The sequence below is a fragment of the Desulfitobacterium elongatum genome, assembly GCF_055378975.1.
Genome location: NZ_AP038772.1, coordinates 4,611,978 through 4,631,630 on the forward strand (window position 1 = coordinate 4,611,978; position 19,653 = coordinate 4,631,630).

The window sequence follows — 19,653 nt, forward strand, 5'->3', positions numbered from 1 at the left end:
GTTGAGTATTTTTAAATTTTTTAGTCATTTCACTTACCTCTTTAAACAAATAGTCACTTCGCATTATAGACATTTGCGCCTCACGGCTCCTCCTGCCATTTGTCTCCATAATTCTTATAATGCGACACTAGAATACGAAGAGGCGCACTAAATTGATAAACGATTTTTAGCTTCTCTCGAAGTTTTATAGAAGTCCTAACCGAGTGTCTTTTTTTGATTATAACCCCCGAATATTGACTTCGTTTCGATATTCTTAAACTCAACGACATCATTGAGACTTTTTTCCTTCCAATTGTTTCCCTATTCGTCGACCTCATCTCGTTCACCATAACGAATAAAGTTATCGAGATAAACCGCTATTATTTTTGTTCTCATAACTGCATTAGCTCTACGACCAAACATAAACTCAAATATCGAATCAAACATTTACTGACCTTCTTCCACACTACTTGCTTAAGCTTCTTTAGGATGGCTGTTCCTTTTTCTTATTCCCTTTACTGACAGCGTAAAGAAGCCAAACCACACAGCCACCTGTTGCACCAACCATATATAGGTGAAAAGTTCGGTTGATGGCCAATTGGCTTTGGGATACTCAATAATTTGTTCTTTGTGAGTAGAACCGAGCGTTTCTCGATAGACAGCTCCATTCCAGCGATCGGTTTTATATTTCGTAATACTCTGAAGTTCTAGAGTATTTGCCACAGGTTTATCGCGCTGCAACAGCTTCAGGCGTGCGGAACGTCTTTAGCTTGTCAAAAAAGGTTATTAAATCAGAATCAATTTGGGATGCATCTGTGTAATTGCATATTTGACCAGGCGTTATGGAGATCCCCCATTTATCCTGTAAATATTCGTTAAGTGCAGACATTACAGCTTTACCTGGAACAATACATAACCTTTGTTTCAAGTCTTTCCATTTTGTCTCAAAGGTCATTAGGCTACCTGCAGCAATTGTAGCCGTGTCCAAACCCTTATTATGGAAATAAACTATTTCATTTGAAACCGTCTGACCAAAGACTTGTTCTTTAAAGCTTTCTGTGACTTCCGTCAATATTTCATCGATATTAAAGTCTGGGATAACTGGAATTTTTTCGAACGAATGTCGGACCTTAAGCCTTGCTTTTATGGCTCGGTCTAGGGCACTTGGGATAAGCAAATAGTTTTCAATTTCTTTTCTGGCCAGTACATGACAAAGCGTAATCTGCTTTTCCATTTTTTCACTAAACTCGTTAATTTGTTCGTTACATCTATAATCCCTGTCAAGTAAAGCCCCAATTAATATATTTTCTCCTAATACTCCGCTAAATGCCCATTCTGCATGTAAAATACGATCCCACTGAGAAAAGCCACCAATAGGAACTATGGTGATTTCCCCATCAAAAAGATTTTGATAACCACTAATTGTCGCAAACTTAGAAAGATACTTTTCATCTTTGCCCTCAACAAACAAGACTTTCTTTCCTCTTGCTAATCTTGTTAAATGGATATTTTGAGATGAACCCAAAATGTTTACTGCACGTTGAAGGTCCACAAGGGTAGACAATCTTTGTGCAGATTTTTTTGACTTGTTTATAACCAATACTTCCTTGGGGTCAACTTCGTTAATTATTTCTACTGAGTGAGTCGCTATAAGAACTTTGGGTCCCATCTCTCTTAAGATATCAATGATTTTACGTTGTAAATCTGGATGTAAATATATCTCAGGTTCATCAACGACTAATATGTCGGCCTTCTTGGCCTTCACAATGTGAGTAAGTAGCTGTAACCATATTTGGAAACCGTAGCCGGCCCAAAATACTTCCCTAGATAGTCTATTTTCTAAAAAAAACATATTAAGACTTCTATCCATTATTGATTTTGGTTCCGGAGGGGTAATGCTCATTCCCGGCCAAGTTGACTCCACAAGACCCCTAAATTGTTCAAAATCACTGTCACCAAGGTACCATATGTTTCTAAAAAGTCTTGGTGCTCTATGACTCCTACCCCATCTAGAAACATATCCCTTATCATGAATTTCTTCTTCGTATTCAAGCGGTCCAAGAGTTGGAACAATAGCAAGCTCTAATGGAAATTGGCTTCTAAATGCAGCTGGTGTCTTTACTTGAGTACCCGCCGTATTGAAGTACAGGTAAATAGGCTTGTCCTTATGAAAACCAATATGCAATTTGTTTCCGCCTTCAAAGCGGTAAGTAATTGTTGTAGGATTATCTTCGTAATTAAAGTGGACATTCTCGAGAGCAATTGGAATACTGGACTCTGGGATTATGTAGCCATAGGTTGTTCCAATACCTGGGACCTCCAATAATTGTGGCTTTAATCTAGATGCATATCTATATGCACCGTTTAATATTCGAAACGCATCAAGGATAGTTGATTTACCTGCATTGTTTGTCCCTACTAATACGTTCATCTGTTGTAATGACACAGAAAAATTTTCTAATGATTTAAAATTCTTAAACTGAACTGAAGAAATCATTCTACCTTCTCCTCACATCTAACTGTAAGCCGTTTCACCTAACGTTCCGGATTCCCGACGTCCCACCGCCTTAGATAGCTCTTATCTTAGGCGGGGGGGATGTGGTGCCTGAACCTTCCCCAAACTTTTAACATCTGGCACCCTTGCGGGAATCTATCGTTATGTGCTGTGGTCTAGCTTAAGAGATCCATCTTCCAATATACGGGCTTTGAATCCAAAATCCGAATAAGTTGTAATACCTAAGTTTTAATCCTCCACCACTTAAATAAAAAGTTTTAGAGTCTTTTAGCGAACCCACACGTTATCTAACGATACTGTCGATATTAATGTTCCAATTCGCAGCTGGGTATACCGTAAGTATAAATAATCACCTTCAATATCTGCCTTATTCTGAATTTCAGCTGGTGATAAAATGGTCAAGTTAACCTCTGGTTGATTCGGTATCAATTCAGGAGCAATATTCTCGGTTGAAAATATTATAGGATTCCGTTTCTTTAATATTTTGTAGTCTGGCAATTCCTGCTTAACTAATGCCAAATTTAAACTTCGAGTGATAATTTCATTTTTGGATCGATTTGTAATTGTTGGGAATGCCGTTGCTATCGCTAAATCAAGGAACTCAAGAAAAGCTTTAAAATTAAACAATAAAAAAGAGCCAATAACCGTAAATTTCAGCTATTGGCATAGATGTCGATTAAGTTAATTCCCAAAAACAAGTGATTGACTTTATTATATAGTGACACACTTTATTATTCAGTGGCAAACTTTATTATCCGGTGACAGACTTTATTATCATAAAACATTTATTTGGGCAAAGAAATTAACAACTTTATTTTTTATTTAAGAACTTTATTTTGTAAGAACATTTAATTAACCGCACTTAGAATATCCACAATGCGTACATACGACACAACCACTTTCATGATTGATGGACATACCACACTCTGGGCAGGCATTTTCCTCCGCTACGATGGTACGTGTCTTTTGAATCCCAGAGATTGCAGCACTCTTCGATTGAACGGGTTTTTCTGCTGTATCTTCCTTCTGAGTCTGGGAGAGGACGAGGCCATTCTCCTTCGACTTACCCAATTCCATATGATCTTTAATCACGCGGGCAATCGCATCTGGGCAAGAAGTAACCTTTACCCCTTCACGACGGATACAAGCGGGGCAACGAATCCCTTTCACTTGCTCGATAATTGCATCCACAGATAAACCAGAACGCAGGGCAATAGAGATTAGGCGAGCAGTTGCCTCAGATTGAGAGGAGCAGCCTCCTGCACGTCCAGTATTCGTGAAGACCTCGCAGATTCCTTTCTCATCGGCCATGACGCTGACATATAAGTTACCACAGCCAATCTTGATTTTCTCCGTTACTCCCAAGGTAGTGGTCGGACGTGGACGAGGAATAACGGTATTGACTTCAGGTATGAAGGGAACTTTCGGAGCAATTCCTTCGCTAGCAGGAGCTTGTCCATCGGTTCCTTGAGAAGAAGTGGCTTCTTTGGCCTTTTGGGCAGCCGATGTTCCTGTTGAGAGCACTTGCTCTTCCCGACTTCCATCACGATATACAGTTAAGCCTTTGCAGTTAAGGTCATACGCTAATTCATAGGCCTTGGCAATCTCTTCATGCGTGGCGGAATTTGCAAAGTTAATGGTCTTCGATACCGCGTTATCTGTGTACTTTTGGAAAGCTGCCTGAATCCGAATATGCCATTCTGGCGCTATCTCTTGGGCGGTGACAAATACTTCTTGTACCCAGTTCGGAACTTCTGGGATACCGAGCACTGTGCCTTTATCTGCAATCTTCTTCATGAGCTCGGGGGAGTGGAAGCCGAACTCATCGGCTAGACTTTCAAAAATGGGATTAACCTCGATAAGGGAAGTCCCATCCATTACGGTTTTCGTATATGCAACAGCAAAGAGAGGCTCTACTCCACTTGAGGCACCACAGATCATAGAAATCGTTCCAGTCGGAGCAATGGTGGTCAGGGTTGCATTCCGGAGTTCACGAACACCATCATAGATTGAACCCTTATAGTTCGGGAAGGTACCCCGCTCTTCTGCTAGACGCTGAGACTCCAAGCGAGCCTCTGTCTGAATGAACTTCATGATCTTTTCGGCATACTCGACTGCATCTTCAGAAGCATAGGAGGCTTGAAGAAGAATGAGCATATCAGCAAAACCCATGACTCCAAGTCCGATCTTACGATTTCCTTTGACCATCTCCTCAATCATCGGAAGGGGATAGGTATTCGCTTCGATGACATTATCAAGGAAACGAATCGACATACGGGTAACATAGCTTAGTCGCTCCCAGTTGATAACCGCTTTTCCATCCTTCTCAGTCACCATGAGTTTTAGATTAATGGAGCCTAAGTTACATGCCTCGTTCGGGAGGAGTGGTTGCTCACCACAGGGATTGGTTGCCTCAATCTCTCCAAGTTGTGGGGTTGGGTTATCCCGATTCAGACGCTCGAGGAAGACGATTCCTGGCTCTCCATTTTTCCAAGCATGATCAACGATCATATTAAATACTTCTGGAGCAGAAAGCTTCCCAACGGCTTCTTGCGTATGCGGATCAACCAGGTCGTACTCTCGTCCCTCTTTTACCGCATTCATGAACTCTTCTGTGATTCCGACCGAAATATTAAAGTTGGTGATTTCTTTATTATTTTCTTTACAGGTGATGAACTCCAGAATGTCCGGATGATCCACTCGGAGAATCCCCATGTTGGCACCGCGGCGGGTTCCGCCTTGTTTCACAGCTTCTGTAGCGGCATTAAAAACCTTCATAAAGGAAACCGGTCCGGAAGCTACTCCACCCGTTGAGCGTACTGTGCTATTTTTTGGGCGCAGGCGAGAGAAGCTAAAACCTGTTCCCCCACCGGATTTATGAATAATCGCTGCATACTTAATTGCATCGAAGATTTTTTCCATACTATCTTCCACAGGTAGGACAAAGCAGGCGCTAAGCTGACCAAGGTCACGTCCTGCATTCATCAAGGTCGGGGAGTTCGGCATGAATTCAAGCTTAGCCATCATCTCATAGAACTCTTTCGCTAATTCCTTGACTTCTTTTTTCCCTTTGCCGAATTTCTCTTCCACTTGAGCGATTACGGAGGATACTCTATGAAACATATCTTCCGGGCTCTCGGTTACTTTTCCATTCTCCTGCTTAAGATAGCGTTTCTCCAGGACTACTCTGGCATTTGGTGCAAGGTTGGCTTTAACCCAACTTTTAGGAGCTGATTCTTGGAAACTCAACAAAATCCCCAACTTTCTCTTCTTGTTTCGGAATATTTATCTTAGGCTGCCGACTGATCTCGACATATTATGGCTAACAGCTTGTAGGCACGCTCTTTTTGTCTATTTCATTTTGAAGCAATCCCTAAATTTTTAGAATAGGTCTATAGGCCTATTTTGCACGGGCTAAGGGAGTGAACTACTCTCCAGTGTAATGAAGAGCTTCAAGATTCTAGGCGACAAATGAGGATCCGTCAAACCTGTATATCTTCGGTGTACCCATATTGCCCGCTTAAGAATTTCCCTTTTTTTCAACTAATTCATGAAGTTCCTGTAAGAATCGCTGAATATCTTCAAAATCACGATAGACGGAGGCGAATCTTATGTAGGCCACTTCATCAAGCTTGACGAGTGTATTCATCACTGCTTCACCTATTGCTGTACTTGGAACTTCACGGTCATGACTGTTACGGAGATTTTTCTCAATCTCGTACACGACTTCTTCGATCCGTTCGGTCGAAACTGGGCGCTTTTCACACGCTCTTAAAATCCCTGCCTTAAGTTTGGACCGGGAAAATTCCATCCGCCGTCCATCCTTCTTAACCACAATGAGTGGGGTGTCTTCATACTTTTCAAAGGTTGTGAAGCGCCGAGTACACCGCTCGCATTCTCTTCGTCTTCGGACAGCTGTCCCTTCATCCACTTGGCGGGACTCGATAACTTTAGTATCATCATTCCCACAGAACGGGCAATGCAATTTCTCACCCCCTACATTTAGTGTCTTGTTTATTTTAACCACACTATATGTGGTATGTCAAACTCGTTTTCGTCATTTTTCTGTATTTGCTCTCACCCTATGTCCCTCGTCCCTCCTCTCACTCCCTCGCTTGAAGTTGTCCAAATATTTCTTGCTTCTTTTGGGCAATCTGCTCTTCATCGGAATAGTCCTGCAAAGAAAAAAGAGGAGACTCTGCTCCTCTTAAACACTCTATAGCTCTTAAGAACGGGGTTCACTCCCTTCCAGTAATTCTTTAAACATCAAGTTCCAAAAGTTCCCGATACAGCTCCTTACGGCGATCAGCAAGGAAGAAACTATCTCGCATCGAAGCACGATCAGAGGTGCGCAAGAGATTAATCCGTTCAGCGGAAAGAGTGTGCACGAGAAGCTCTTCTTTTCTATCAAACGTCTCGGCCTGAAGGTCGCCCTTTGGACCGATAACTAATGCACCCCCACTAAACTCTCTTCCTTTTCCATTGGGGCCAACTAAATTACATGCCCCTAAGTAAACCGAGTTATCATAAGCTCTTGCTCCAAGATACCTTAGCCAAATCTCTTTACGGTCTCCCGCGACAAGGGGAGAAGCATGCGGTGCAAACTGAATCTCTGCGCCCTTCAAGGAATAAATGGTAGCCACCTCTGGAAAATGCCAATCCCAACAAATCCCTACCGCGAAACGTACTCCAAAGGCCTCAAATACTGGAAAGCACTCCCCTGGTGAAAAGTGCTCCTGCTCACTCCGTCCGAGATGAACCTTTCGGTATACTTCCGGTTCCCGATTTGGGAAAACGATGAGCTGGGATAGATAGGGCTTTACCTTAGAGTTTGACTGTTCAACCATGCCGACAAGTAGAACTACTTCAAGGTCTTTAGCACACTCCCTTAACCGACGAACGGGAATACTGTCCAAGCAATCTCCCAACTCTAAAGCATCCTGAGGAGAGTAGCCCTGAAGCGAACTTTCTGGAAAACAGAGTAAGCTGACTCCCTGATGTGCTGCCTTTTCAGCCCAGTGGGTAATCCGAGTTAAATTGCGCTCGGCCTCTCCTACTCTGGATTCGAATTGAGCTAGTCCAATTCGAATATCATGTTGCATTCCGTATTCCCCTTCTGTCTTTAGAATTAATAGTGCAAGCTGATTAGCCTATATCATCAATTTCAATTTCGGAATTACAATAATCTCGATTTGATATGTCGGATAAGAGCTTCTGGTCATGTAGCAGATTAATTAAAAATCGTTCATCCTTTGTTTGGGAGGTCTGGGCCAAGGTTAAGATTCTCAAAGGTCTACTTACTGGAGAATCTTGAATTTTTAAGGCTTTGAATATTTTCATATCACACTCCCGACGAACGGTTAAGGATGAAATGATTGTAATTCCAAGTCCAGCGGATACGACTTGTTTAATGGCTTGAGTACTCCCAAGTTCCATCGAAATATTGAGCTGCGCCGGGTCTAATCCTCTTTCTCTAAGGGCCATCTCCATCACCTTGCGGGTTCCTGAACCCACCTCTCGGGTGATAAACCTCTCCTGTGGAAGTTCTGCAAGGGTAATACTATTACGAGCTGCCCAAGGATGAAAGGACGGAACAACGACGACGAGCTCGTCTTCCCAGAAATTTTCTACAACAAGCTCTTTATGCCTAGGTACAAGTCCTTCAATTAATCCAATATGGATTCGTTTCTCAAGAACATCTTGTGAGATAGACTCTGTATTAGCTATCTTAACCTTGAAATCCACATCGGGGCGATTCTTATACAGGTAAGCTAAAATATTAGGCAATACATATTCCCCAATAGTTAAGGTCGCACCCAGATAGATAAGTCCTCTTTGATCCTCGATGAGATCACTCACTTGTTGCTGCACATTGGCAAGGGTATCGAGGATTTGCAGGGTATGATCATAAAAAACTTCTCCAGCTTTAGTTAAGGTAACCCCTTTATTGGTTCGATCAAAGAAACGCGCTCCATATTGGTTCTCCAAGTTCTGAATCTGTAGACTGATACTGGGCTGGCTCATATGGAGTTTTTTAGCTGCTAAAGTAATGTTATGCGTCTCAGCAACTTCTTTGAATACCAAAAACTGCTGCTCGAACACAATCAGTACCCTCCTTACACAGTGTTCTTCCCAGTTTACTCTATCAAAACGCGGAATAGCCTTCATAGCCTACAAGGGTTATAAAACGCCCCATTTGCGTGTGTATTCAACCTTCAGTATGAATTCATCATCCTTGAAACCTTGGTCCTTGAGTGCTTTAATAGCATCATTAAAATCGAAACTTTCCGTTTCTACCTGGATATAATCCTTCCACCCGGTAATGGCCCAATCGTCGTGAACTTCTGTAAGAATCTCGAGCATTCTAGCAATGCGCTCGAGACGGTTTGTTAAGAAACGGTTCAGATTCCGAATCGCCTCCGGTTTAACATCTTTGACCTTTACGATCTCTTGAAGTGGGGGCTTTTCACCCGGTTTCCAATCCTTCATTTCAAAAAAGTAGAAGAAAAATCGTGCTCGTTGAATGCAAGTCTCGTTTTCTGGATGCATTTCTTTTTTCTCCCTTATTTAAAAGTTAGTGCAATTATCCACTAATCCCTTCTTCATTTTACCAGAAAAAATACTACTTATGGCAAAAAACCTTCCTCTACGGAAGGCCTATTTTGCCTTTTAGCCCAAATATCGGATTTCGCTATCCTTTCGAACGAGTTCGAAATTACATAACCTTAGACCAGTAGTCTCCCATAACCACAACGGATAAGATATATCCAAGGGGAACATTGACAAGAACACCTGTGGTGAAGGCTGCAAAGGGTTTCCAGCCAACAGATGTAAGGTCTTTAAAGCGGGTAGTTAGGCCAATACAGATGAAGGTTAAGTTAAAGGCCCAGCCTCTAAGAGTTTTTATAGGGCTAATGATTTGACTATCAGCAGCTTTAGCACCTACTGCATCTAAACTAGAAACCAACAAAGTGATAATAATGGATGCTGCGAAGAACCCAAGTACGAATTTCGGGAAACGTTGCCATATCTCTCCTGGCTTAGGCTTAGAACCATCTTCGCGCTTTTCCCATTTCGTAACGGAAATAAGTGCCATGATGAAGCACCAGATTCCAACGAACATATCGCGACCGACTACCTTCATCAGGGTAAAGGTCTTGATGGCTTGTTCATCGATGGCTGCAGCAGCAGCCATACCGGCAGCATCCGCGAACTCAGAGGTACCAATCCATGCCCCGGCAGGTCCTGAAGGAATACCAAAAGCCTTAATTGCCATTGGAAGTACAAAGATCATGACCATAGCCCAAACAACAACGAGGGAAATCGCAATTGATACATGCTGCTTTTCAGCCTTCACCGAGCCACCAATCGCGATAGAAGCGGATACACCGCAGATTGATCCACCCGCAGCGAGAGTAGCCGCAAATCGCCTGTCCAAGCCAAAGAATCGTGTGCCAGCCCAGTAGATTGTGACGTAGGTCGTGACTGCAATAATCGTTGCTTGCACGAAAGCAGTCGGGCCTGCTTGCATAATCAAAGTGAACGGTAGGGTAGCACCCATAAGTACGATACCCGTCTTTACAAAGAACTCTGTTCGAAGTGCGCTATCCATCCATTTTGGCATTTTGATGAGATTACCGATTATCAGCCCAATCGCAAGCGCAAGGAGAGGTGCCTCAAGATTAAGGTTCTTCATAACATTCCAGGAACCCCAAACAGAAACAGCGACACACAGCACAAATATAATCGTAAATCCAATGAGAAAATCCTTTACTTTGTGTCCAAGGACTTTAAGAGCAAAACCAAAGATTATTGCAAGTAAAACATAGAGGCCAATAAGTCCGCCAAGATGGCTTCCGAGGTATGCCATAGGTTTTGATAGATTATCATAGGAAGGAATGCTAATAGCTATCCACTTCATGAACGTATTTCCGGATAGCCACAATAGAATTGCCGCAAAGGTAAGTCCTAATCCAAGCCATACTGCCCAGTAATCTTCTTTCTTAAAGAGATCTCCCCAACCACCGTTTGGCGTGGTTTGTTTTTTTGCCGTGGAAACATTGCTCATCGAAATATCCTCTCCTTCGTTCGTGTTGTTTAATTTACACTCACTGATAGGGTTACACGGGACAATCTATCCCTTGAGTCAGAATGTTCCTTGTCACCACCTCCTTAGTGTACTTTCATATAAACCATTTTCTCACATATCTATTAAGAAAACGATTTCTTTCACTAAGACAGAGCTTTTTCCCCTTAAATCAGTGGAATAGAGCGAAAAAGTCTCTCCGTCTAATGAACTGCTTAATCAGGGCTATTCCCCGGCGACACGAATCCGTTGTTCCCACTTCTCTTCACGATAGTTAAACGAAATTTGGACAAAACGTTGTGCCCATTCGGGACAGCCGAGAGCATGGAGATGGTTATAGGCTGCTAGTACATTTTTATAACATATACCATCATGGGTCCCATCAAATCCATGACCTTTTTCTATTTCAAAGGCATATTTGACATTATCATCGAGATTAATAACCCGAGAATTGTGAAACTCATGTCCTTTTATAACTTGGGCTTCATCAAACCAGACATTCCCCTTGCACGGGGTCATTATTGTATATCCGTGTCCCTGCGGCTTATGTTCCATCTGGGTATCAAAGGGAAGAAGGCCTACCATCTTATATTCCCCTTTACCGGTACGGATCGAGCGTCCTAGATACATGAGCCCACCACATTCGGCATAAATAGGCAAACCATTTTCTGCTGCAAGATGAATTTCTTCTCTAAGGCTCCGATTCTTTTCAAGTTGTTCGGCAAAGACCTCAGGGAAACCCCCGCCGATATAGAGTCCATCTATTCCTAGGGGGAGTTCTGTAGCTTTCATACTGTCGATATAGGTTAACTCTGCACCAGATTCTGCTAAGGCTTCAAGATTCTCTGGATAGTAGAAGCTAAAGGCTTGATCCCTTAAAACTACAATTTTGGAGGGTCTCGTCCAGTTTCTCGGTGTAGATAACTTTGTATTCGCTTCGAACCCGATTGTAGGGAGTTCAGGGGCAGCCTGTGCTAGCTCTGTGATCTTGTGCAAATCCGCATGTTCACAAATAATATCAGCCAACCGATTGATAAATTCCTCGGTCTCTACCATTTCTCCATTTGTTACAAGACCTAAATGACGATCAGGGATGGAGAGATCAGCGTCCTTAGGGATGGCTCCTAGGACAGGAATCCGGCAAAATTGCTCTATCGCTTCCCTTGCCATGCGTTCATGTCGAGGGCGAGCGACCTTGTTGAGGATTACTCCAGCAATCTTCACTTCAGGGTCGAAATGTTGATAACCCATAACCATTGCTGCGATGCTTCTTGTCATACGTGTGGAATCAACGATGAGGATAACTGGAGAATGGGTAAGCTTTGCTACTTCCGCAGTAGAGCTACTCCCCGCTAGATCCAATCCATCATAAAGCCCCATCGAGCCTTCGATGATTGCTATCGATTTCTCTGATGTGTTTTTGGCGATAGATTGACAGATATCTCTCTTATTCATAAAGAAAGAATCTAGATTCCTACAGGTTACCCCTGCTGCAGCTGTATGCCAACTTGAATCAATATAATCAGGACCTTTTTTATAAGGTTGGACCGGGATTCCTTGTCTCGATAAGGCTCTGAGTAAACCCAAGGTAAAGGTCGTCTTACCACTTCGCCCCTGGGGTGCACCGATGACCAGACGAGGAATTACTTTGTTACTTTCTCCTGTCCTCTCTATAGTTGTCAACAACGCAACCCATCCTTTCTGCATCGGTTTCCACAAGGGCTACGCCCCGGAATAAACCCGGGGCAATACATTAAACTCGAATCAGACGCAGCCCGTTGGTTTTAATAGGCCTGCTATTTTACAAGCACCTTTTGCAGGGCCGCTCGGGAAAAGCTCATAGATTGTTTTCAAATCACAGCCGGTCTCTTTGCAGAGTTTACGAACCATTGGAGCAACTCCAAATTTTTTGAAGTAGTCACGAAGATAGTATATGACCTTCCAATGTTCTTCAGTTAATTCCTCAACGTCTTCAGTCTTCGCTAAGGCTAAGGCAATTTCTTCATTCCATACATCTGAATCCTCAAGAAAACCGTCCTCATCTAGTGCAACCACTTGGCCATTCACATTCAAATCTGCCATGTTAATCGTCCTCCTTAAATATGCTAATTCCCAGTTTCATGCCTTCATCACAAGATTAGGGCTCTTCCCATGAGGTCACTGAGTCCCTTAACTTTCACATTGACTTTATGATGAGCCATCACGACTGGCAGTTGAGCCTTACAAATCGCGCACGGTGCGCAAAGAATTTCCGCATTCGTGTCTCTAACGGATTCTGCCTTCGGTTGACCAAGAGCCATTCGGAGTTCCATGGCCTCATCCATCAAGATTCCTGATCCACCCCCACAGCAGTAGGAATACTGGGCTGTCGGAGTCATCTCAATAAAATTCTCGACACAGGCGCGAAGGATTTCACGAGGCTGTTCAATAAGATTTCCACCTCTGGAGTAGTTACAAGGATCATGATAGGTAACCACTTCAGGGTTTTTGCTCTTATCGAACTGAATCCGTCCTTCCCTCATATACGCAAGCACCTCTTCAAAGAGATGAACTACCGGGAAAGGTAACGGCCCATTGATAGTATCAGTAAACATCCGCCAGGTTCTCCAACCATGACCGCACTCACCGGCCACAATTCTCTGGACTCCAAGTTCCTTCCCTGCCTCCATGAGCTTACGATTGTGTTCACGCATCGTAGGCTCGTGGAAGAACAGTCCAAAGTTTGCCGTTTCCGCGATTCTAGAACTTAAGGTCCAAGAGATACCTGCACTGTAGAAAATCTTAGCAACCGCCATCATTCCATCCGTATTCGTGAAGAGATCGGACGAGGAGGGGTTAAAAAGTATTTCGGCGCCCTTTTTATCCACAGGGATGGGAATGTCTAATCCCGTCTCTTCTTTTAACTCTTCTTCAAGAAACTCTATTCCATCGAGAATAGCCGGAAGGGGCGTTCCCATGTTGTTTCCGGTGTTCTTCATGTTCTTCGTAATACCTGCATGGAACTTAGGTACGAGACCAAGATGAGCCAAGAGCTCACGCATCGCAATGGTTACCTCTGCAGTATCGATTCCTTTGGGACAGTAGACCGCACAGCGTCGGCATTGATTGCATTGGTAGAAGTATTTATACCATAGATCAATCGTTTCTTGGTCGATGTCTTTAGCTCCATCCCACGCACGAAAGACCGAATGACCTGGAGCAAAAACCTTCTTGTACACCCGGCGAACGAGGTCCACTCGAGCAACCGGCATGTTGTAAGGATCCTTAGTCCCGAGATAAGAGTGACATTGCTCTGCACAGGCCCCACAATGCGTACAGACATCCAGGTATAATCTTAAGGAGCGTTTATACTTTAGCATTTCCCCTAGAATCTCTAAGGCCGCTTTAGGACGATCTTCCGTCGGTACAACGGAGAGGTTCATGTGGCTAATATCCTTTGCCTCAAAGGGGATTCGCACTTGCTCACTCATTTAAGAATCACCTGTCTTTCATGTGGGCGTGTGATCAACCAGCGACTGAAGAAGATCCCGCAGGAATGCATAAGCTTAGAGGATGGGAAGTACAAAAGAAGGAGTTCGACCAAAGTAAGATGGAACATAAATGCTGGATGATTAGGCGATGCGATTGGATGTAATGTTAGAAGGCCCACAAGGTACTCCTGAACCACGCTATAAGGAATTTCTGCAAACCACCGCATGTACATTCCACTTCCAGCGATTCCGATAAGCAGAAGGAGCACTAGATAATCTGCAAAGTTTGAAATAAATCGTACAGTGGGCGAACTGATTCGACGGATAGTTAACATCAGTAGCCCGAGTACTAAAGCAACACCCGCATAAGTCCCCATAAGGACAGATAAATGCTCACTTTGTTCAGTTGATACGCCAAATATGGTAAACTGCTGGCCGAGAAGCCCTATTCCAAAAAAATGTCCAATGATGATAAAGGCGAGAGAGATATGGAATAGCCAGGACATAAACCATAACCCCTTTTTCCCTCTCCAGAGGCTTCGGAACCCAATTGCTTCCTTGGCCAGGTCTGCGACTGCCCCACCCGTTGTGTCTAGGCTAGGAAACACCGTGAGTTTGAAAGGAACCGGGACATGAGCCCAGACCAGCATGCGGTGGATCATCCCGCCTAGAAAAACAATAAGTACAATATAGGGTAGAACCCACCCGAAGAGAACGCTCATTATTCCCTACCTCCAAATCACATTTTTGATTGTTTACATAGCACAGAGCTGGAGTTGGAATGAAATTTGAGTTCAGAGGGAGAGACCTAAACCTTATAGACCCAGGGCTCTCCACACTTTCAATGCTCCAATGAGTAGTGGGTCGAGATTTTATTCTGGAGCTCCAACTTTTCCTTTGAGTGCGATAAAGGTGGTTGTAATGTAGAGATACTCTACGACATCCTCCATCGCGAGATCTTTGACAGCTAGATCAACGTCAGATTTCTTTTCACCGATTGCTGCTGCAATCTCCTTACTTTTCGCTTTCTGAACGGTCTCTAAGAAAGCAACTACTTTTTGTTTAACTTCGGGGTTAGCAGGCCCTTTTTCCATGTGGCTTTGTCCCCTTTCTTTAAGCAGCTCGCTTAAGATTAATATTTGAAGGCTGCGGAAGTACGGAAGGTCTCTCTTGAGAAGATGTAATCGTCGATAAGCTTGTCTGAGAAAGGAATTTCAGTAAGGCTGAAGAAGCGCTCCCAACCAATCCGCTCAATCCACTCGCCCATACGCTCGCCTTGGCGGGCATTAGCCATCCAAACTTCAACAATGTGGCGAATGGCTGTTGTTACTTCAGGCCAACGTGGTGCATTATTTGGGAGAAAGGGGATAACCATACGGGAGAAGCTTGGCGCAGTACGAGCATTGGAGGTTTTTCCTCCGACAAGAATCGCGCAACCATCGTTCTTAGGATCGGCGATTTCCATACCAGGGGACATGGTATAACAGTTTCCACAGTACATACATTTTTCTTCGTTAACGATAACACTCTTAGTTTTTGGATTCGGACGAATCGCACCTGTCGGGCAGCTTGCTACGAGGCTAGGAATCTCAGTGCCCTTCTGGATTTTCTCGTCGTTAATGCGAGGAGGTGTCCGGTGAACACCGACGATTGCGATGTCACTGCAGTGTGCTGCTCCACACATATTCAAACAACAAGCTAGACCGACTTTAAGTTTTGCAGGAAGCTTCATAGATCCGAAGTACTCATAAAGATCATCCATGACTGCTTTTACGACACCCGATGCATCCGTAGCTGGAGTGTGGCAGTGTACCCATCCTTGGGTGTGTACGACATTACTAATGGAGGCGCCAGTCCCCCCTACGGGGAGACCTTTAGCTTCAACCGCTTTAATCAAGGCTTCTACTTTGCTCTCATCGGAGAGAAGGAATTCCACGTTATGACGTGAAGTAAAGCGAAGGAATCCATCACAATACTCGTCCGCGAGATCGCACAATTCACGGACGAAGTCAATGCTGATTAAGCGAGGGGAACCGACGCGGACACTGTAAAGCGCTGCACCGTTCTCCGAGACGTGTCTTAATACACCGGGACGGGGAATTTCGTGATACTTCCATTTCCCATAGTTTTCAAGAATTACCGGGGGAAGCATTTCCTTATAATACGGAGGTCCTTGATCAATCTTAGCCATCAAATATCCACCTCTCGATTCGTTAGAATTTTAATTTACTTTATAATCTCATCCTGTGGCCAGAAGACATAGGGATTAGCACGCGGGCGGAAGACCATCTGTGGTACCGGAGGAAGACCTACACCACGAAGGAAATTCCCCATCCCTAAGCGATAAATCGTTTCCCCGATACGCTCACGGGTCTTACCATTCTCATCCCACCATTCCCATATGCGATTAGCAAGGTCCTTGAACTCAGCATAATCGTCTTCGCTTTCCATTTTCATGAAGGGAACAATGACCCAAGCCATGAAAGCGGATTGAACGATGGTGGATTTTCCACCGAGAAGAATAGTTGCACCCTTTTCTTTGCCCGGTTGAATTGCTTTTGGCATGATGTTGATGCAGTGCATGCAACGTGAGCAATCTTCAGCGATAACCGTAAGTTCCTTGGTTTCGTAGTTGAACTTTAAAGCTCGGGTCGGGCACTTATCACAGACGCGGTCCTGAATATCCATGCCAGCTTCTGCATATTCCTTAACTGCGGCTTGGTCAATTCTCAAGCTATCTCGCCAAGTTCCGATAATCGAGCAGTCAGAGCGAGCGATTGAAGCGGTACAGTCGTTAGCACAACCAGAGAATTTGAACTTGAATTTATAAGGCCACATAGGGCGATGAAGCTCATCTTGGAAGGCGTTCGTGATGTTATGGCAAGCCTCCAAAGTATCATAGCAAGCGTGCTCGCAACGAGCAGGTCCTACGCAACAGCTTGGGGTTCTTAAGTCTGAACCCGATCCGCCAAGGTCAAAGCCTGCTTCACTAAACTCATCAAACGCGGGTTGAATATGTTCGGTTTTCATCCCAAGCATGATGGCGTCCCCGGTTGCGCCGTGGAAGTTGGTTAACCCTGATCCATGTTTCTCCCAAATATCACATATGCTACGGAGGGCTTTCGTGTCATAAAACCAACCCGAGGGTTGATTGATACGCATGGTATGGAATTCAGCGAGGTTCGGAAATTCTTCGGGAAGATCGGTATAGCGCCCGATAACGCCACCACCATAACCTTTGACTCCCACGATACCACCGTGTTTCCAGTGTCCTTTGCGCTCTTCATAGGATCTCTCCAAGAGATGCAGCAAATCATTGGCAGCCGCATTTTTCACAGCAGCCTTCTTGATTTCCGTCACGAAACTGGGCCACTGTCCCTTTTGTAGTTCGTCCAGTAGCGGCGTTTTCTTTTCAGTCATGGCACTACCTCCATTGTCTTATTTCTAGGAATTACATTTCCATGATGCTAACAGCACCGGAAGGGCAAACTGTCGTACAGGATTCACAACCCATGCACTCCGTTTCATCCCCACTTACCTGAGCTCTTCCATTATCAAAACTGAGGAGACGAGCTGGACAACCTTCAGTACATGCATTGCAACCTGTGCATTGGTCCTCGTCGATTGATACAATGAACACAAACAACACCTCCTTAGACTACAATCTATACTTAGTTTTAAAATTGAAAGAATAATTATTACTTTGTTCTTGTGTATATTTACACTTTTTAATTATGTTTTAAATTTACCAGCTTGAACCCTATTCGTAAAATACAGAAACATTATTGTACCTATATGAGAAACTAATTATGAAATAATGAACACTATAGGATTTCCTTATGGCTATTTGCCTAATTGTGCAGCATATGCTCCGAAGGTTGACATTCCACCTTCTAGGTAAGCCACCTGACTTCGGCCTTTCCCCTTCAAGATACATGCGGCTTCATAGCCACGTATTCCAAGTTCACATAGGGTTACCACTCTTGAAGCCTTAGGCACTTCTACCCAGCGGTCACGAAGCTCTCTTAAGGGAATGGTCAGTACATGATCTACAGGAAGTGGGTTAGCCCCAACCTCCTCGAGTTCACGAACATCTACAAAGCAGATTTCCTCTCTGGCAGCTAAATGCTGAAGAACCATATCCGGTGTGATTCCTTGGACAAGACCCTGACGCTTATTCTCTAAGGTATTTGCAGCATGAATCAGGACGTCGATGGCTGTTGCAAAGGGCGGAGCGTACCCTAAGTCGAGACTACCTAAATCCTCGATTGTTGCGCGGAATTTCAACGCTGTTGCCAAGACATCTAGTCTCTTGATCCCTTCCCCTGAACCGCAAATCTGCGCACCGAGCAACGACCCACTATCTCGGTCCGCAATAAGCTTAATCGTAATGCTCTCATGCATGGGGTAGTAGTGGGTCGCATCCAGTCCGCTACTTAGACTTGTAATCACGTTATATCCTAGCTCCTGAGCCTCACTCTCCCCCAAGCCAGTACGCCCAACATTCAGGTCAAAGGCCTGGAGTACTGAGGTCCCAATCACAGTGGAGAATTCAACCGGTCGTCCAGAAATATTGTCCGCGATTACACGCCCTTGCTTATTTGCTGTCGAAGCCAGGGGAATATACACAGGTTTACCAGTAATAAGATGAACCTGTTCAGCACAATCTCCACCGGCAAAAATCAAGGGATCATTGGTTCTCATTTGCTTATCAACATGGATTGCACCTGTTACTCCGATTCTGAGTCCAGCCTCTTTCGCCAGTTCGACCTCAGGGCGTACTCCGGCGGAAATAACCACAGCCTCCGTTTCAATGCATCCCTGATCCATAATGACTCTACGAACATTTCCTTCTTCATCTCCCTCAAAGGCTTGGATTCGGCTGGATAGTCGGATATCTACGCCACGCCCCCGCATTTGCCGCTCCACAAGTTGAGCCATATCTGGGTCAAGAAGTTTAGGTAAAACATAAGGTCCTGCTTCACATACCGTCACTTTTAACTTCGGTCCAGCCAGAGCATCTGCCACTTCAATACCAATTAGACCTGCTCCAAGAATCGTTACATGCTTGAACTTTTTAGCTTGCATAATCTGTTTTAGTTTTTGCGCATCCTGGGGGCTATGCAGAGTGAAAACCTGTCCCAAATTTACCCCGGGTATAGGAGGAACAAATGGTTTAGCCCCCGTAGCTAAAACGAGGGTATCAAAAGATAGTGTTTGTTCTACTCCAGATTGGAGGTTTTGGACAAGCACTGTTTTCTCTACCCGATTGATTTTCAAGGCTTTAGTTCGTGTTAAAAATTGAACTCCTTTTTGATCTCTGAAGAACTGAACGTCTCGCTTTAGCCCTGAAGAGGTCATCATGAGTTCATCAAGCTGTGGAACTAGATTCCCCAGATAAAGGGGTAGTCCACAGGCACCATAAGAAATAAGCTCACCCTGTTCAACAATGGTAATCTCTACTTCGGGCTGTAGTCTTCTCAATCTAGCAGCCACCTTAGGCCCTGTAGCTACTCCTCCAATAATAACGACCTTCATATTATGGTCTCCTTTCCTGATGCGGCTAATTATGTAATTGAACGTCCTGGCAGAGATAAATAACC

At 44.1% G+C, this 19,653-nt stretch carries 17 protein-coding genes; all 17 read right to left on the minus strand.

Going from position 1 to position 19,653, the window contains the following annotated elements; translation table 11 throughout:
• Positions 1–300: 300 nt before the first annotated feature.
• The gene (locus ACZ42W_RS21710; protein ID WP_464167336.1) at positions 301–426 is read right to left on the minus strand and encodes a hypothetical protein; all 126 of its coding nucleotides are present in this window, start codon (positions 424–426) and stop codon (positions 301–303) included.
• Between the two features lie 280 nt (positions 427–706).
• The gene (locus tag ACZ42W_RS21715; protein WP_464167337.1) at positions 707–2,476 is read right to left on the minus strand and encodes an ATP-dependent nuclease; all 1,770 of its coding nucleotides are present in this window, start codon (positions 2,474–2,476) and stop codon (positions 707–709) included.
• A gap of 870 nt (positions 2,477–3,346) precedes the next feature.
• Positions 3,347–5,743, minus strand: coding sequence for a vitamin B12-dependent ribonucleotide reductase (locus ACZ42W_RS21720; protein ID WP_464167338.1), 2,397 nt, complete (start codon positions 5,741–5,743; stop codon positions 3,347–3,349).
• 271 nt (positions 5,744–6,014) lie between these two features.
• The gene (gene nrdR, locus ACZ42W_RS21725) at positions 6,015–6,479 is read right to left on the minus strand and encodes a transcriptional regulator NrdR (protein ID WP_464167339.1); all 465 of its coding nucleotides are present in this window, start codon (positions 6,477–6,479) and stop codon (positions 6,015–6,017) included.
• 274 nt (positions 6,480–6,753) lie between these two features.
• Positions 6,754–7,596, minus strand: a complete 843-nt coding sequence (locus ACZ42W_RS21730; protein ID WP_464167340.1) for a nitrilase family protein — start codon at positions 7,594–7,596, stop codon at positions 6,754–6,756.
• A gap of 43 nt (positions 7,597–7,639) precedes the next feature.
• Positions 7,640–8,596, minus strand: coding sequence for a LysR family transcriptional regulator (locus ACZ42W_RS21735; RefSeq protein ID WP_464167341.1), 957 nt, complete (start codon positions 8,594–8,596; stop codon positions 7,640–7,642).
• A 78-nt stretch (positions 8,597–8,674) separates the two neighbouring features.
• Complete coding sequence (locus tag ACZ42W_RS21740) at positions 8,675–9,043, minus strand: hypothetical protein (protein WP_464167342.1); 369 nt, start codon at positions 9,041–9,043, stop codon at positions 8,675–8,677.
• A gap of 166 nt (positions 9,044–9,209) precedes the next feature.
• Positions 9,210–10,562 carry a YeiH family protein gene (locus ACZ42W_RS21745; RefSeq protein ID WP_464167343.1) on the minus strand — a complete coding sequence of 451 codons (1,353 nt, stop codon included), beginning with the start codon at positions 10,560–10,562 and terminating at the stop codon, positions 9,210–9,212.
• A 243-nt stretch (positions 10,563–10,805) separates the two neighbouring features.
• Complete coding sequence (locus ACZ42W_RS21750) at positions 10,806–12,263, minus strand: cobyrinate a,c-diamide synthase (protein ID WP_464171134.1); 1,458 nt, start codon at positions 12,261–12,263, stop codon at positions 10,806–10,808.
• 81 nt (positions 12,264–12,344) lie between these two features.
• Complete coding sequence (locus ACZ42W_RS21755) at positions 12,345–12,662, minus strand: TusE/DsrC/DsvC family sulfur relay protein (RefSeq protein ID WP_464167344.1); 318 nt, start codon at positions 12,660–12,662, stop codon at positions 12,345–12,347.
• Between the two features lie 47 nt (positions 12,663–12,709).
• Positions 12,710–14,050 carry a sulfate reduction electron transfer complex DsrMKJOP subunit DsrK gene (dsrK, locus tag ACZ42W_RS21760; RefSeq protein ID WP_464167345.1) on the minus strand — a complete coding sequence of 447 codons (1,341 nt, stop codon included), beginning with the start codon at positions 14,048–14,050 and terminating at the stop codon, positions 12,710–12,712.
• Entirely contained in the window at positions 14,047–14,772 is a 726-nt protein-coding gene (locus tag ACZ42W_RS21765; protein ID WP_464167346.1) for a respiratory nitrate reductase subunit gamma, read from the minus strand. The genes dsrK and ACZ42W_RS21765 overlap by 4 nt, the downstream gene beginning before the upstream one ends.
• 150 nt (positions 14,773–14,922) lie before the next feature.
• Positions 14,923–15,144, minus strand: coding sequence for a hypothetical protein (locus ACZ42W_RS21770; protein ID WP_464167347.1), 222 nt, complete (start codon positions 15,142–15,144; stop codon positions 14,923–14,925).
• Positions 15,145–15,182: 38 nt separating this feature from the next.
• Complete coding sequence (dsrB, locus tag ACZ42W_RS21775; RefSeq protein WP_464167348.1) at positions 15,183–16,241, minus strand: dissimilatory-type sulfite reductase subunit beta; 1,059 nt, start codon at positions 16,239–16,241, stop codon at positions 15,183–15,185.
• Positions 16,242–16,276: 35 nt separating this feature from the next.
• Positions 16,277–17,470 (minus strand): dissimilatory-type sulfite reductase subunit alpha, encoded by a 1,194-nt coding sequence (gene dsrA / locus ACZ42W_RS21780; RefSeq protein WP_464167349.1) that lies wholly within the window; start codon positions 17,468–17,470, stop codon positions 16,277–16,279.
• A gap of 31 nt (positions 17,471–17,501) precedes the next feature.
• Positions 17,502–17,690 carry a 4Fe-4S dicluster domain-containing protein gene (locus tag ACZ42W_RS21785; RefSeq protein WP_464167350.1) on the minus strand — a complete coding sequence of 63 codons (189 nt, stop codon included), beginning with the start codon at positions 17,688–17,690 and terminating at the stop codon, positions 17,502–17,504.
• Between the two features lie 203 nt (positions 17,691–17,893).
• Positions 17,894–19,588, minus strand: coding sequence for an FAD-dependent oxidoreductase (locus ACZ42W_RS21790; RefSeq protein WP_464167351.1), 1,695 nt, complete (start codon positions 19,586–19,588; stop codon positions 17,894–17,896).
• Positions 19,589–19,653: the final 65 nt, after the last annotated feature.

What these genes read in the sequence shown, in the direction of transcription:
- ACZ42W_RS21710 (WP_464167336.1), bottom strand. Translation starts at nt 426, where the DNA reads ATGTTTGATTCGATATTTGAGTTTATGTTTGGTCGTAGAGCTAATGCA.
- ACZ42W_RS21715 (WP_464167337.1), bottom strand. Translation starts at nt 2,476, where the DNA reads ATGATTTCTTCAGTTCAGTTTAAGAATTTTAAATCATTAGAAAATTTT.
- ACZ42W_RS21730 (WP_464167340.1), bottom strand. Translation starts at nt 7,596, where the DNA reads ATGCAACATGATATTCGAATTGGACTAGCTCAATTCGAATCCAGAGTA.
- ACZ42W_RS21740 (WP_464167342.1), bottom strand. Translation starts at nt 9,043, where the DNA reads ATGCATCCAGAAAACGAGACTTGCATTCAACGAGCACGATTTTTCTTC.
- ACZ42W_RS21745 (WP_464167343.1), bottom strand. Translation starts at nt 10,562, where the DNA reads ATGAGCAATGTTTCCACGGCAAAAAAACAAACCACGCCAAACGGTGGT.
- ACZ42W_RS21755 (WP_464167344.1), bottom strand. Translation starts at nt 12,662, where the DNA reads ATGGCAGATTTGAATGTGAATGGCCAAGTGGTTGCACTAGATGAGGAC.
- dsrK (WP_464167345.1), bottom strand. Translation starts at nt 14,050, where the DNA reads ATGAGTGAGCAAGTGCGAATCCCCTTTGAGGCAAAGGATATTAGCCAC.
- ACZ42W_RS21765 (WP_464167346.1), bottom strand. Translation starts at nt 14,772, where the DNA reads ATGAGCGTTCTCTTCGGGTGGGTTCTACCCTATATTGTACTTATTGTT.
- ACZ42W_RS21770 (WP_464167347.1), bottom strand. Translation starts at nt 15,144, where the DNA reads ATGGAAAAAGGGCCTGCTAACCCCGAAGTTAAACAAAAAGTAGTTGCT.
- dsrB (WP_464167348.1), bottom strand. Translation starts at nt 16,241, where the DNA reads ATGGCTAAGATTGATCAAGGACCTCCGTATTATAAGGAAATGCTTCCC.
- dsrA (WP_464167349.1), bottom strand. Translation starts at nt 17,470, where the DNA reads ATGACTGAAAAGAAAACGCCGCTACTGGACGAACTACAAAAGGGACAG.
- ACZ42W_RS21790 (WP_464167351.1), bottom strand. Translation starts at nt 19,588, where the DNA reads ATGAAGGTCGTTATTATTGGAGGAGTAGCTACAGGGCCTAAGGTGGCT.